15 protein-coding genes are annotated in these 13,720 nt (G+C 71.0%); 5 read left to right on the top strand and 10 right to left on the bottom strand.

The genetic code is table 11. The features are described from left to right. Positions 1 to 24: 24 nt before the first annotated feature. Positions 25 to 870, bottom strand: a complete 846-nt coding sequence (locus C5708_RS17285) for a class I SAM-dependent methyltransferase (RefSeq protein ID WP_242923029.1) — start codon at positions 868 to 870, stop codon at positions 25 to 27. A 92-nt stretch (positions 871 to 962) separates the two neighbouring features. Between C5708_RS17285 and gloB the strand changes: the two genes are divergently transcribed. Further along, positions 963 to 1,724: a hydroxyacylglutathione hydrolase gene (gloB, locus tag C5708_RS17280; protein WP_242923027.1), complete on the top strand. Its 762-nt coding sequence runs from the start codon at positions 963 to 965 to the stop codon at positions 1,722 to 1,724. An 18-nt stretch (positions 1,725 to 1,742) separates the two neighbouring features. Here the strand turns inward: gloB and C5708_RS17275 are convergent, their stop codons facing one another. The 3 genes from C5708_RS17275 to C5708_RS17265 all read right to left on the bottom strand — a co-directional run bounded on the left by C5708_RS17275 (position 1,743) and on the right by C5708_RS17265 (position 4,846). Continuing rightward, entirely contained in the window at positions 1,743 to 2,462 is a 720-nt protein-coding gene (locus C5708_RS17275; RefSeq protein ID WP_242923056.1) for a DUF4908 domain-containing protein, read from the bottom strand. A 416-nt stretch (positions 2,463 to 2,878) separates the two neighbouring features. Beyond that, entirely contained in the window at positions 2,879 to 3,604 is a 726-nt protein-coding gene (gene phbB, locus C5708_RS17270; protein WP_242923025.1) for an acetoacetyl-CoA reductase, read from the bottom strand. 66 nt (positions 3,605 to 3,670) lie between these two features. Then, positions 3,671 to 4,846, bottom strand: coding sequence for an acetyl-CoA C-acetyltransferase (locus C5708_RS17265; RefSeq protein ID WP_242923023.1), 1,176 nt, complete (start codon positions 4,844 to 4,846; stop codon positions 3,671 to 3,673). Between the two features lie 218 nt (positions 4,847 to 5,064). Here C5708_RS17265 and phaR point away from each other — a divergent pair, with 218 nt between their 5' ends. Continuing rightward, complete coding sequence (phaR, locus tag C5708_RS17260; protein ID WP_242923021.1) at positions 5,065 to 5,700, top strand: polyhydroxyalkanoate synthesis repressor PhaR; 636 nt, start codon at positions 5,065 to 5,067, stop codon at positions 5,698 to 5,700. A 73-nt stretch (positions 5,701 to 5,773) separates the two neighbouring features. Continuing rightward, positions 5,774 to 6,130, top strand: coding sequence for a hypothetical protein (locus C5708_RS17255; protein WP_242923019.1), 357 nt, complete (start codon positions 5,774 to 5,776; stop codon positions 6,128 to 6,130). 22 nt (positions 6,131 to 6,152) lie between these two features. Here C5708_RS17255 and C5708_RS17250 read toward each other — a convergent pair whose 3' ends face one another. From C5708_RS17250 to C5708_RS17240, 3 genes are all read right to left on the bottom strand, one after another. After that, positions 6,153 to 6,476, bottom strand: a complete 324-nt coding sequence (locus C5708_RS17250; protein WP_242923017.1) for a helix-turn-helix transcriptional regulator — start codon at positions 6,474 to 6,476, stop codon at positions 6,153 to 6,155. A 151-nt stretch (positions 6,477 to 6,627) separates the two neighbouring features. Beyond that, complete coding sequence (locus tag C5708_RS17245; RefSeq protein WP_242923016.1) at positions 6,628 to 7,032, bottom strand: hypothetical protein; 405 nt, start codon at positions 7,030 to 7,032, stop codon at positions 6,628 to 6,630. Positions 7,033 to 7,044: 12 nt separating this feature from the next. After that, positions 7,045 to 7,764, bottom strand: coding sequence for a glycosyltransferase family 2 protein (locus C5708_RS17240; RefSeq protein ID WP_242923014.1), 720 nt, complete (start codon positions 7,762 to 7,764; stop codon positions 7,045 to 7,047). A 120-nt stretch (positions 7,765 to 7,884) separates the two neighbouring features. On the opposite strand from C5708_RS17240, the gene C5708_RS17235 reads away from it, so the two are divergent. Together C5708_RS17235 and C5708_RS17230 are read left to right on the top strand one after the other, a co-directional pair. Beyond that, on the top strand, positions 7,885 to 9,609 hold the full coding sequence (locus tag C5708_RS17235; protein WP_242923012.1) for a glycosyltransferase family 39 protein: 1,725 nt from the start codon (positions 7,885 to 7,887) through the stop codon (positions 9,607 to 9,609). Beyond that, on the top strand, positions 9,606 to 10,511 hold the full coding sequence (locus tag C5708_RS17230; RefSeq protein ID WP_242923010.1) for a hydroxymethylglutaryl-CoA lyase: 906 nt from the start codon (positions 9,606 to 9,608) through the stop codon (positions 10,509 to 10,511). The genes C5708_RS17235 and C5708_RS17230 overlap by 4 nt, the downstream gene beginning before the upstream one ends. Positions 10,512 to 10,517: 6 nt before the next feature. On the opposite strand, the gene C5708_RS17225 is transcribed toward C5708_RS17230, so the two are convergent. The 3 genes from C5708_RS17225 to yidD are packed head-to-tail and all read right to left on the bottom strand — an operon-like array spanning position 10,518 to position 13,713. Further along, entirely contained in the window at positions 10,518 to 11,414 is an 897-nt protein-coding gene (locus tag C5708_RS17225) for a glycosyltransferase family 2 protein (protein ID WP_242923053.1), read from the bottom strand. Positions 11,415 to 11,461: 47 nt separating this feature from the next. Further along, on the bottom strand, positions 11,462 to 13,438 hold the full coding sequence (gene thrS / locus C5708_RS17220; protein ID WP_242923008.1) for a threonine--tRNA ligase: 1,977 nt from the start codon (positions 13,436 to 13,438) through the stop codon (positions 11,462 to 11,464). Next, the gene (yidD, locus tag C5708_RS17215) at positions 13,435 to 13,713 is read right to left on the bottom strand and encodes a membrane protein insertion efficiency factor YidD (protein WP_242923007.1); all 279 of its coding nucleotides are present in this window, start codon (positions 13,711 to 13,713) and stop codon (positions 13,435 to 13,437) included. The genes thrS and yidD overlap by 4 nt, the downstream gene beginning before the upstream one ends. Positions 13,714 to 13,720 lie beyond the last annotated feature (7 nt).

Below are 13,720 nucleotides of genomic sequence, written 5' to 3'. Positions count from 1 at the left end.
AATTGACCGCCGCGTCCAAGGCCGTCAAGCCTTCGACGCGGCCAGGACGGCGGTTTTCGTCGAAGGCGCGCCGGACGCGCGCATCCGCGCCGGCTCCTGCGTCCCGTCCAGGCCCGCCGCGGCCGCGCGGCCGCTGAGCACGCCCGCCGGCGCCGGCTGCAGGGCGCCGGGGTTGAACACCCGGGCGCGGGCCCCGTGGCCGCGCGGCTTGACCGCATAGGTTTGCTTGACCGCCTCCATCAGGATCAGGCCCGACAGGCGCGGCCACAGCCAGGCTCCGGCCTGCTCGAAACTCTCGGCCCAGCGCGCGGTCCATTGCAGCGGCGGCGCGTACAGCGCCCGCGACCAGGCCACCGGCTCGAGCTCGGCCTCGCGGGTGGCCTCCTCCAGCTGCCGGCGGGTGAAGGGCCGTCCGTGCCCGAACGGCGTGCCCTCGGTGTTGGACCACAGCCCGCGCCGGTTGGCGGCGGCGATGATCACCCGCCCCGACGGCGCCAGCACGCGCCAGACCTCGCGCAGCACCGCCGCCGGATCGTCGCTCTCCTCCAGGCCGTGCACGATGAGGATGCGGTCGAACAGGGCGTTGGGAAGCGGCAGGGCCCGCTCGTCGACCAGGCAGGCGAGGTTGGCCTCGCCCTCGGCGCCGTGCGGCCAGACCTCGACGCCCTGGGCGCCCGGCATGGCCGCCACCGTCCGCCGGGCGGCGGCGCGGCAGCCCTCCAGGAACGGGGTGGCGTAGCCCAGGCCCAGAACGTCGAGCCCGCGCGCGTCGCCCCAGGCCTCGGCGATCTTGCGCGAGATCATCTCGCGCGCGGCCGCTCCCAGCGGAGTGGCGTAGAATTCACGCAGGTCGAGGACGTCGCGGCGCATGGCTATCCGGAAAACAGGGCTCGTCAGACAGGGGCCGGATGATGATATAGGCGCCGCGGCCCGGCCGCGAAGGAAAGCTAGCGAGGAAGGCCATGCCCCTGATCGTCCGGCAGTTCGCCTGCCTGTCCGACAACTACGGCTTCCTGGCCCGCGACGAGGCGAGCGGGCTGACGGCCTGCGTCGACACGCCGGACGCCGGGGCGATCCTGGGCGAGCTGGCGACGCTGGGCTGGTCGCTCGACATGATCCTCAACACCCACTGGCATCCCGACCACGCCGGCGGAAACGCCGAACTGAAGGCGGCCACCGGCGCCACCGTGATCGGGCCGGCCGAGGTCGAACGGCTGTCGCCGCTGGACCGCAAGGTGGTCCATGGCGACGTGGTCGAGCTGGGCGAGACGCGGCTCCAGGTCATCGACGCCGGCGGCCACACCTTGCAGCACATCGCCTATTTCGATCCGGCCGACCGCATCGCCTTCGTCGGCGACACCCTGTTCGCCCTCGGATGCGGGCGGCTGTTCGAGGGCACGCCCGAGCAGATGTGGGCCAGCCTGTCGCGCCTGGCCGCCCTGCCCGAAGACACCACCGTCTATTGCGCGCACGAATACACCGCCTCCAACGCCCGCTTCGCCCTGTCGGTCGACGACGACCCGGCCCTGAAGGCGCGGGCCGAGGCGGTGTTCGCCGCCCGGGCGCGGGGCGAGCCGACGGTGCCCACCACCATCGCCGCCGAGAAGGCGGCCAATCCGTTCCTGCGGGCGCCCGCGCTGGCCGGCCGGCTGAACCTGCACGGCGTCGCCGACCACGAGGCGTTCGCCGCCATGCGGGCCGCCAAGGACGCCTTCAAGGGCTGAGCGCCTCTCCGGCGCCGGCTATTTGGCGATGATCTTGACGATGCGCTCGGACGACGGCCGGCCGGCCACGCCCTTGCCGGGCGCGTAGGTGATGACCAGGGACGAGCCGGACAGGGCGGCGTTGGGCTTGTGCCCCTCGGCCAGCAGCACCCGGCCGATCCGCGCCAGCAGCGAGCGGTCCTCGCCGTCGTGGGCGATCCGCTCGAAGGCCTCGGCGGTGACATAGGCGGCGTCGGCGATCAGCACCGAGGTGTCGGGCGTGGCGTCGTCCACCGTCTCGAACGAGATCAGGTGCTGGGCGGCCCGGCTGGCGCGGGCGCTGGCCTGTTTCAACCGCTGGAACAGCGCGTTGGGCGGAATCACCAGCGGCGGGCGGATCGACCCGGCCTGGCCGGCCAGGGCCGCCGCCGCGCCGCCCGGCAGCTTGGGCGTGAACAGGGTGAGCCCGCCCAGCCGCGTCGCGCGCAGCACCGCCTCGCCGGCGTCGTTGCGATAGATGACGTCGCCCCGCGAAACCGTCTGCGGCTCCAGGGCCCAGACTTCCGAGCTGTCGTCGAACTTGATCAGCACCGTGGGGCTCGACCGGTCGAGGATGAAGCCCGCACTGTCGCCGACCATGTAGCGCGCCACCGGCGGCGGCGGCGACCGGCGGCTGTCCTCGCCGTGCGAGCCGAACAGCACGTCGCGGAGGGTCGGCTGGGCCGCCCAGGCCGACGCCGACGGCCCGAAGACCATCATGGCCAAGCCCAGCGCCGTCGCCGAAATCAGCCGCCCCGTCCGCGACAATCCGCCGCACGCCGCGACCAGGCTCAGGCCCCGCCGCGCCGGCGACCGGCGCGGAACCGGAGACGGCTCTTGCCGAACGCGCTGCGCGCCTCCGGGCGAAGCGGCGAACGCTTCGCCGCCCGGAAGGCGCGCCTCTTTCCCAAGGAGCGCGTTCGGACGCAAAACCGGCGGCCACTTTTGCTGAACGCGCCCCGCGCCTTCAGGCGAAGCGGCGCACGCTTCGCCGCCCGGAAGGCGCGCCTCTTTCCCAAGGAGCGCGTTCGGACGCAAAACCGGCGGCCACTTTTGCTGAACGCGCTCTAGTCCTCGCATGTCCGACGAGATGCGATGAGACTCTGGCGGATTTTGGACGTGGAATCCCTACCCATTCAGGTAGCGATGTATTGTCCTCCGTTGACCGTCAAGGTGGCGCCGGTGATGAAGCCCGCGTCGTCGGCCGCCAGGAAGGCCACGCAGCGGGCGATTTCCGAGGCCGAACCCAGCCGTCCGACGGGAATGCTGGAGATGATGCCCTCCAGGACGTTCTGCGGCACCGCCTGAACCATTTCGGTGTCGATATAGCCCGGCGCGATGGCGTTGACGGTGATGCCCTTCTTGGCGTTTTCCTGGGCCAGGGCCTTGGTGAAGCCGATCAGTCCGGCCTTGGCGGCGGAATAGTTGGTCTGCCCCATCTGGCCCTTCTGGCCGTTGATCGAGCTGATGTTGACGATGCGGCCGAAGCCGCGTTCGCGCATGCCGTCGATCACCTGCCGCGTCATGTTGAACAGGCTGGTCAGGTTGGCCTGGATCACTTCGTTCCATTGCTGGAGCTGCATCTTGTGCAGCATGGCGTCGCGGGTGATGCCGGCGTTGTTGACCAGGACGTCGATCGGCCCCAGCGCCTCCTCGGCCTTCCTGACCGCGGCGGCGCAGGCCTCGAAGTCGCCGACGTTGCCCTTGATGATCAGGACGCCGAGGTCCTTGGCGCAGGCCTCCGCCGCCGCCTCGTTGCCGGCGTAGCCGGCCGCGACCTTGTAGCCGTCGGCGACCAGACGCTCGGTGATGGCCCGGCCGATCCCGCGGGTTCCCCCGGTGACGAACGCAGTTCTGGACATTTGGCTTCCCTTCGGCGGCCGGGCCCGTGCGCCCGGACCTTCGATTTCGTTATGGCTCGGCCCCGGTCAGGCCCGCTCGACGCACATGGCCACGCCCATGCCGCCGCCGACGCACAGCGTGGCGGCGCCCTTCTTGGCGCCCGACCGCTGCATCTCGTGCAGCAGGGTGGTCAGGACGCGCGCGCCGGAGGCGCCGATCGGGTGGCCGATGGCGATGGCGCCGCCGTTGACGTTGACCTTGGCCGGGTCGAGGCCGAGCTCGCGCACCACCGACAGCGACTGGGCGGCGAACGCCTCGTTGGATTCGATCAGGTCGAGGTCGGCGACCGTCCAGCCGGCCTTCTCCAGCGCCTTGCGCATGGCCGGGATCGGCCCCGTGCCCATGATCTCGGGCTCGACGCCGGCGTGCGCCCACGAGCGGATCGTCGCCAGCGGGGTCAGGCCGCGCTTCTTCGCCTCGTCGGCGCTCATCAGCACCACGGCGGCGGCGCCGTCGTTGAGGCCCGAGGCGTTGGCGGCGGTGACCGTGCCCTCCTTGGCGAAGGCCGGCTTCAGGCCCGAGACGCTGTCCAGGGTGACGCCGTGGCGGATGTATTCGTCCTTGTCGACGACGGTGTCGCCCTTGCGGCCCTTGATGGTCACCGGCGCGATCTCGGCGTCGAAGCGGCCGGCCTTCTGGGCGGCCTCGGCCTTGTTCTGCGAGGCGACGGCGAACCTGTCCTGGTCCTCGCGGGTGATCTGCCAGCGATTGGCGATGTTCTCGGCGGTCTGGCCCATGTGGTAGCCGTGGAAGGCGTCCCACAGGCCGTCCTTGATCATGGTGTCGACGAAGGCGAGGTCGCCCATCTTCTGGCCGTTGCGCAGCTGGGCGGCGTGGGGAGCCTGGCTCATGCTCTCCTGGCCGCCCGCCACCACCACGGCGGCGTCGCCGGCGGCGATCTGCTGGGCGCCCAGCGCCACCGCGCGCAGGCCCGAACCGCACAGTTGGTTGACGCTCCAGGCCGGGCTCTCGACCGGCACGCCGGCGTTGACCGCGGCCTGGCGCGCCGGGCCCTGGCCGGCGGCGGCCTGCAGCACCTGGCCCATGATCACCTCGTCCACGTCGGCCAGGGCGACGCCGGCCCTTTCGACGGCGGCCTGGATGGCCACCCGGCCCAGCTCGTGGGCGGGCAAGGCGGACAACGCGCCATTGAACGAGCCCACGGGCGTGCGGGCGGCTGAAACGATGACGATATCGGTCATGACGCTATTCCCTGACGTACGCGACGGCCGGTTTCGCAAGCGCAGCTGCCGCGCCACATTTGTTTTGCAGGTGCAACATGCATAATCGAACCGCGTTCGTCACGGGGAGTCTTCGCCCCAATTCGCAGCGTGCGGACTAGGCTCGGCGGGCTTCATGCCTTAGCATCCGCGATAGTGCGGCGCGGGAGAGCGACGGTCGCCGCGACCCAGGGAACGAAATGTCCGACACCCCCGAATCCAGCGCAAAGACGACCGGCGAGAAAATCGGCGCGGCCGGCGAACGCGTGATCATCAAGAAGTACGCCAACCGCCGCCTCTACAACACGGCGTCCAGTTCGTACGTCACGCTGGAGCACCTCTCCGACATGGTGAAGGAGGGGATCGATTTTGTCGTCTACGACGCCAAGACCAACGAGGACATCACCCGAACGGTCCTGACCCAGATCATCTTCGAGGAGGAGAATCGCGGCCAGAACCTGCTGCCGATCCAGTTCCTCCGTCAGCTGATCCGCTTCTACGGCGACTCGATGCAGGCCTTCGTGCCGAGCTATCTGGAGCTGTCGCTCGACAGCTTCACCCGCCAGCAGGACCGCCTGCGCAGCCAGTTCGCCAGCGGCCAGTTCCCCGGTCTCGGCGGCCCCGGCTTCCTCGAGGATCAGGTGCGCCAGAACCTGGCCCTGTTCGACCGGGCGATGAAGATGTTCACGCCCTTCGCCTTCACCCGCGCCGACGAGCCGGCGCCCGAGGCGCCCAAGCCGGCGGCGACGCCGGCCGCCGACAGCTCGCTCGACGACCTGAAGCGCCGCATCGAGGAGATGCAGGCCCAGATCGAGAAGCTGGCCTCCAAGACCTGAGCCCCCTTAACGACGGCGCGACCGAAAGCCGCTAGGCTGCAGGTTCGTTCGATTCGTCAGGCATAGCCGCCCCATGACCGACCCGATCGGCCCCGTCGCCCGTTCGCCCGTCCCGCGTCGCAAGAGCGTGCGCGGCGGCCGGCGCGTGAGCGACGTGCAGCCGGCCGGCGAGGCCGAGGCCGACCCCCAGGCCGCCTCCGGCCTGCCGATCCCGGTCTCGCCCGTGCGCGCCGAGGAGCCGACGCCGGCCGCCGACCGCGCCGCGCCCGTCTTCGCCGCGCACCTGCTCGGCCAGGGCCAGCAGAAACGCGGCCTGCGCGGCGGGCCGGAGACGCTGGAGCAGGCGCGTTCCAGCTATCTCAAGACCGAATGGTCCGGCCCCGCCGACCGCCGCGCCCGCAAGGGCCGCCTGACCAAGACCGACGTCTGATCGGGGCGGACGCTCGGCCGCTTCAGCCGTCACGGCCTCGCCGCGTGAGCAGGGCCTCCAGCCGCTCTAGACGGGCCTCGACGCGCGCCAGCCGCGTCTCGACGCTTTCGGCCGGCGTGGCGGGGACCGGCGTGGATACGCCGGCCCAGTAGGCTATTTCCGCCGGGCTCGCGCCCAGCAGCTCGGCGAAAAGCGCCACCTCGGCGGCGGAAAGCTCTCTCTGGTCCTTGAAGACCAGCATCAGGTCCGCCTCGCTCAGCCCCGAGGCGGCCGCCAGCACGGCGCGGCTCATGCCGCGTTCGGCGAGGCGTCGGTCGAACCAGGCGGCGTCGAAGAACAGGGCCATGCGGTGATCGCCTCCTGGCGCGGGTCTTGCTTGGCGGCGAGGCCCCTTCGACCGAAAGAGCCGCGCCATGTCATCCTTCGCCGCCTTCGCCGCCAAGGCCCTCGACGTGGCCGTCGTCGCCCTGATCCTGACCGCCTTCACCTGAGGCCGGTCAGTCGCGGGCCGCCCCCGCGAAGGCCAGCACCAGCCCCGCCAGCAGGTCCAGGACCACCATCAGCCCGATCAGCAGGAAGGTCGAGGTGGCGAAGGCCGGCAACAGCAGGAACTCCATCAGGCAGACCACCAGCAGGGCCACCGACAGCGAACGGTGCAGGATGACGCCGTGGGCCGTCCCCGCCGGGCGGACGAATTCGACGAACAGGGCGATCAGGGCCAGGACGATCAGCAGGTCGCCGAGGCCGAAGCTCCAGGTCGCGCCGGAGGCCAGCCGGGCGGTCAGGAGCGGCGCGGCCAGCCGCGCGGCGGCCCCCGCCTCGTCCAGGCCGCCCGGAAAGGTCAGGGCCGCCAGATTGTACAGCGCCACGGGCGCGATCAGCAGCGGCAGGATGGCGAGCACGGCGACCCGGCCTCAGTCTTCCGCCACGCCGCCCGGCAGGCGCGAGCGGGTGTTGAGCCACATCACGCCCAGCAGGTCGGACAGCGAAGCCCACAGCCGGCCGAGATTGGTGTATTTGGACACCCCCGCCCCGCGCGCCCGGTGGTTGACCGGCTCGAACGCCACCTCGTAGCCCTCGCGGATCATCAGGGCCGGCAGGTAGCGGTGGATGTGATCGAAATAGGGCAGGCGCAGGAACGCCTCGCGCCGGAACGCCTTCAGGCCGCAGCCGGTGTCGTCGGCGCCGTCGTTGAGCAACCGCTTGCGCACCCCGTTGCCGAACCGCGAGGCGAAACGCTTGGCGGCGGTGTCCTGACGCTTGATCCGCTCGCCGCCGATCAGGGCGAGACGGGCCGGCGCCGCCTTCAGCCGCAGCGCCAGGCGCGGCGCGTCGGCGGGATCGTTCTGGCCGTCGCCGTCGAGAGTGACGACGATGTCGCCCCGGGCGGCGAGGACGCCGGTGCGCACCGCCCGGCTCTGCCCCGAGTTCTTCTCGTGCGACAGGACGCGCAGGGCCGGCAGCTCGGACTTCAGCGCGTTCAACGCCGCGCGCGTGCCGTCGCGGCTGCGGTCGTCGATGAAGATCATTTCGTAGGACTGGCCGGCGAAGGCCTGGGCGATCTCCCGGGCGAGCGGGCCGACATTGCCCTCCTCGTCGTGCACCGGGACGACCACGGAGAAATCGGGCGTCATCAAGAACCTGCGCTGCGTTTGATCGCCTCATAGCGGGTTTCGGCGGTCCTGGGCAGGGGCCATGCGGCCAGGGCGCCTCGGCGGATGCGGGCGGCCCGCGCGCCATGCTATGCACGCCGGATGACCGACACCCGTCTCGACGCCTGGACCCGCGGCTGGCGCGGCCCGCTGCTCGCCGCCCTCGTCGCCCTGATCGCCGGCCTGCCCGGCGTGTTCGCCGTGCCGCCGCTCGACCGCGACGAATCCCGCTTCGCCCAGGCCACGGCGCAGATGCTGGAGACCGGCGACTTCGTCACCATCAACTATCAGGACCAGCCGCGCGACAAGAAGCCGGTGGGCATCCATTGGCTGCAGGCGGCCAGCGTATCGGCCTTCTCCTCGGTCGAGGCGCGGCAGATCTGGGCCTACCGCATCCCCTCGCTGCTGGGGGCCATGCTCGCCGCCGCCGCCGCCGCCTGGGGCGCGGCCGCCTTCTTCGGCGCCCGGTCGGGGTTCATGGCCGGGGCCGTGCTCGGCGCCTGCTTCATCCTGTCGACCGAGGCCTTCATCGCCAAGACCGACGCCGTGCTGTGCGGCGCGACGACCCTGGCCATGGCCGCCTTCGGCCGCATGTACGCCGCCTCGTCCGGCCTCGGCGCCTTCGGCTGGCGGACCAAGGCGCTGTTCTGGGCCGGCGTGGCCCTGGCCATGATCGACAAGGGCCCGGTCGGGCCGATGGTCGTCGTGCTGGCCGGGCTGGCCTTGTGGGCCTGGGACCGCAAGGCGCCCTGGGCGCGGACGATGGGCTGGTCCTGGGGTCTGATCCTGGTGGCGGCCGTGGTGCTGCCGTGGGCGACGGCGATCACCGTCGCCACCGACGGAGCGTTCTGGACCGGCGCGGTCGGCGGCGACCTGGCGCCCAAGCTGGCCGGCGGCCACGAAAGCCACGGCGCCCCGCCCGGCCTGCACCTCCTGTTGTCGCCGGTGCTGCTGTTCCCCGCCACCGTCCTGCTGCCGGCCGCCCTGGTGTTCGGCTGGCGACAGCGCGCGACGCCCGGCGTCCGCTTCGCCCTGTGCTGGCTGATCCCGACCTGGCTGGTGTTCGAGGCGCTGCCGACCAAGCTCGTCCACTACACCCTGCCCGCCTACGGCGCCCTGGCCTGGCTGGCGGCCGGCGCCCTGACCCAGCCGCTGGGCCGCTGGAGCCGCTGGATCGGCGCGGCCCTGTCGCTGCTGGTCGGCGGGGCGCTGGGGGCGGCGACCTTCTCGCTGACCTCGCAGTTCGGCGGCCCCGCCGACCTCGCCCCGGCCGCCGTCACGGGGGCCCTGTTCATCGCCGCCGGCCTGATCGGCGCTGCGGCGGCGCTGCGGCGGGCGGCCGGGCCGGCCCTGCTCGTCGGCGGCGTCGTCGGCGTGGCGGCGCACGGCGCCCTGGCCGCCGGGCTGGCGCCCAGGCTCAAGCCGCTGTGGCTTTCGCAGGAGGTGGCGCGGGCGCTCGACAAGGCCGACCTCAATCCTCGCGACGGCCTGACGCCCGGCCCGGTGGCGGTGGCCGGCTACGCCGAGCCGAGCCTGGTCTTCCAGCTCGGCACCCGCACCGGCCTGGACGGCGCGCAGGAAGCCGTCGACGCCCTGGCCGACGGCCGGCCGGCGGTGGTCGAATCCCGCGACGAGGCGGCCTTCCAGGCGGCGCTCAAGGCCGAGGGCGTCCAGGCCCAGCCCGCCGGGGTGGTGAAGGGCAAGGACTACTCCAACAACCAGACCATGACCCTGACCCTATATAAGGCGACGGGCGAGGCCGACGACCAGCCGGTCGCCGCCCCCTCGCCCCCCGCCCCGCCGCAGCAACGGAAGGCCAAGCCATGAGCCGCGTGATCGAGATCGTCGAAGTCGGCCCCCGCGACGGCTTGCAGAACGAGAAGGCCGTGCTGTCGGTCGACGAGAAGCTGGACTTCATCGGCCGCCTGGAAGCCTGCGGCGTGCGCCGGATCGAGGCGGTGTCCTTCGTCAATCCCAAGCGCGTGCCCCAGATGGCCGGCGCCGAGGAGGTGATGGAGGCCCTGCCGCATCGCGCCGGGCGCTCGCGCATCGGCCTGGCCCTGAACCTGAAGGGATGGGACCGGGCGGTCGCCGCCGGCTGCGACGAGGTCAACGCCGTGGTCTGCGCCTCCGACGGCTTCGGCATGCGCAACCAGGGCGCCACCGTCGCCGAGCAGCTGGCCACCCTGGCCGACATCGCCGCCAAGAAGGCCGCCGAGGGCGGGCCGCGGCTGTCGGCGACCATTTCGGTGGCGTTCGGCGACCCCTTCGACGGCGAGGTGTCCGAACAGCAGGTGGTCGCCATCGCCCGCGAGGCCGCCGCCCTGAAGGTCGACGAGATCGCCATCGCCGACACCATCGGCGTCGCCGATCCCTGGACGGTGCGCCGGCGCATCGAGGCGGTGCGCGCGGCCGCCCCCGGGGTCCGCCTGCGGATGCACTTCCACGACACCCGCAACACCGGCCTGGCCAACGCCTTCGCCAGCATAGAGGCCGGCGTCGACGTCCTCGACGCCAGCTGCGGCGGCATCGGCGGCTGCCCGTTCGCGCCGGCGGCCACCGGCAACATCGGCACCGAGGATCTGGTCTACATGCTGGACCGGGCCGGCTTCGAGACCGGCCTCGACCTCGACGGCCTGATCGCCGCCGGCCGCTGGATCTGTGAGCGGCTGGGCAAGACGCCGCCGTCGGCGGTGGCCCGCGCGGGCGGCTTTCCGGTCAGGTCCTGAGGAGGATCAGCGGCGGGGACGGACGGTGCGCAGCGCCGGACGCGCCACCGCCGCCGCCAGGATCAGCGGCGACAGCGCCAGGGCGAAGGCGTAGCGGCCGGCGCTGTCGGCCTGCTTGAGGAAATAGCGGACCAGGCCGCGCCCCTTGTGCCATTCGATGGCCAGCGGATGCTTGCGGCTGGTCGAGCCCAGGTGCACGGCGGTGGCGCGCGGCTGGAACACCACCGCGCCGCCGGCCTGACGGGCGCGCCAGCACAGGTCGATGTCCTCGACATGGAGGAAGAAGCCCTCGTCGAAGCCGCGCAGCAGCTTGAAATCGAGGGCGCGCATATAGAAGCAGGCGCCCGAGATGGTCGGCATCGGCACCGGGCCGGTCGGCACCGGCTCGCCCTCGCGGTGGATTTCGAACCGCCGCAGGCCCTGGCTGGCCAGGCTGAGCTGGCTGAAGGTCAGCAGGGTGGTGAGCGGCGTGACCTCGCCGCGCCGACCGCCGCGCTGCTCGCTGCCGTCCTCGTTCAGCACCCGACCGCCGACCACGCAAGGGGCCGGGCGGCCGATCGCCGCCGCCGCCAGTTCAGCGATGCATCCAGGCTGGATGAAGGCGTCGGGATTGAGGAAGACCAGGCCCGCGCCGTGCGCCGCGGCGGCGCCCAGATTGGCTCCGCGCGCGAAGCCGACATTGCCCTGGCCCTGGATCAGGCGCACGCGCGGCTCGGCCTTGCCCAGCTCGCGCAGCCAGGCGGCCACGTCCGGCGGCGAGCCGTTGTCGACGATGATGAACTCGTCGACCAGCGATTCGGCCAGCACGTGGTCGACGCTCGCGGCCAGGGCCGGGCCGGTCATGTAGACCACCATCACCACCGAAATCTGCGGACGCAGCGGCGCGGGCGGCGGCGTGGGCAGCGCGCGGCGAAGGCCTTCGACCTGGAGATGATTGGCGAGACTGTTCACTAGGCCTCGGCGTACTCGACGGCGGCGGGGGGGACGGCGGCCGCAGGAGGCCGCGGGCTGAGATCGGGCGGCAGGGCCTGGGCCGCCAGCAGCGCCGCGGCCGCGTCGACCGTGACGATCTGCTGGCCGTCCGAGCCCAGACGGCGCAGGGCGACCTCGCCGGTCTCGGCTTCCTTGCGTCCGACCACCGCGATCACCGGAACCTTCGCGAGGCTGTGCTCGCGAATCTTGTAGTTGATCTTCTCATTGCGCAGATCGACCTGTACGCGAAGTCCGGCGTCAGTCAACCTGCGAACGACCTCCTGCGCGTAGTCGTCGGCGTCCGAGGTGATGGTCGCCACCACCACCTGCACCGGCGCCAGCCACAGCGGGAACGCCCCGCCATAGTGCTCGATCAGGATGCCGATGAAGCGCTCCATCGAGCCCAGCACCGCGCGGTGCAGCATGGCCGGCCGCTGCTTGGAGCCGTCCTCGGCCACGTATTCCGCGCCGAACCGTTCGGGAAGGTTGAAGTCGACCTGAACCGTGCCGCACTGCCAGGCGCGGCCGATGGCGTCGTAGAGGGTGAATTCGAGCTTGGGCCCGTAGAACGCGCCTTCCCCCGGATTGATCTGGAAATCGACCCCCATCAATTCGCAAGCCTTGGCCAGTTGCGCTTCGGCGTCGTCCCAGATTTCGTCCGAGCCGATCCGCTGTTCCGGTCGCGTCGACAGCTTCACGTCGACCCTGTCGAAGCCGAATTCCGAATAGGTTTCAAAAATCAGCCTGCCAGCAGAAGCGGCTTCGGCGGGCAATTGTTCCGCAGTGCAGAAAATATGCGCGTCGTCCTGGACGAAACCGCGCACCCGCATGATGCCGTGCAACGCGCCCGAAGGCTCATAGCGGTGGCACGATCCGAATTCGGCCATGCGCAGCGGCAGTTCCCGATAAGACTTCTGGCCGACCTTGAAGATCTGCACGTGGCCCGGGCAGTTCATCGGCTTGACCACCAAGGTCCTGTCGTCGGTCTCGACTTCGCAGACGAACATGTTCTCGCGGTACTTCGCCCAGTGACCGGACGTCTCCCACAGCTTCTTGTCCATCAGCGAGGGGGACTTGACCTCGACATAGCCGCGTTTTTCGATCTTGCGGCGGACATAGTTCTCAAGGGTGCGGTAGAGGGTCGCACCCTTGGGATGCCAGAACACCTGGCCGACGGCCTCTTCCTGGATGTGGAACAGGTCCATCTGCCGGCCGAGGCGGCGGTGATCGCGCTTTTCGGCCTCCTCGATGCGTTTCAGATAGGCCTCGAGGTCGGCTTCCGAAGCCCAGGCGGTGCCGTAGATGCGCTGCAACTGGGCGTTGTTCTGGTCGCCGCGCCAGTAGGCGCCGGCCAGCTTGGTCAGCTTGAACGCCTTGCCGACGTGCCTGGTCGACGGCAGGTGCGGCCCGCGGCACAGGTCCTTCCAGGCGCCCTGATGATAGACGGTGATCGGCTCGGCGGCCGGCAGGTCGCGGATGATCTCGGCCTTGTAGGCCTCGCCCATCGCCTCGAAGTCGGCGATGGCGGCGTCGCGGTCGACCAGCTCGCGCGTGATCTTCTCGTCGCGGTCGACGATCTCGCGCATGCGCTGCTCGATCTTGGCCAGGTCGTCGAGCTGGAACGGCTCGTCGCGGGCGAAGTCGTAGTAGAAGCCGTCCTCGACATTCGGGCCGATGGTCACCTGGGTGCCGGGGAACAGCTCCTGCACGGCCTCGGCCAGCACGTGGGCGGTGTCGTGGCGGATGACCTCGAGCGCCTCGGGCGCCTCGCGGGTGACGATCTCGATCCTGCCGCCGACGGTCAGGGGCCGCTCAAGGTCCAGCAGCACGCCGTCGAGCTTGACGAGCAGCGCCTTCTTTTCCAACGACTTGGAGATCGACGCGGCCACGTCCCGGCCCGTCGCTCCCTCGGCGTACTGACGGATGGAGCCGTCAGGAAACTGCAGATCGATCATCCCTCACACTTCCAACTGCCCGGAACCCACGCCACGTCGGCGGCGCGCGGTCCCGGCGGCGCCGGATCGTACCCCCATGGAGCCAACGGCCGGCAACGGCATATCCGTCGAACCGCGAGCCATGATCCCGCGACGGGGCCGTGTCCGATCAAGGCCTGAGCTGCGTACTCCGAGCAGGTCGGCAAGAATCGGCATTGACGGCCAATCAGCGGCGACAGCGTCAGCTTGTAGGTTCGCAAAGCGAAACAAATAAGACGGTCGTAGGCGCCGGCCATGGGGAGG

The sequence above is a fragment of the Caulobacter sp. CCUG 60055 genome, assembly GCF_022750545.1.
Taxonomy (GTDB): domain Bacteria; phylum Pseudomonadota; class Alphaproteobacteria; order Caulobacterales; family Caulobacteraceae; genus PUIC01.
This window is presented reverse-complemented; position numbering and strand designations above follow the sequence as displayed.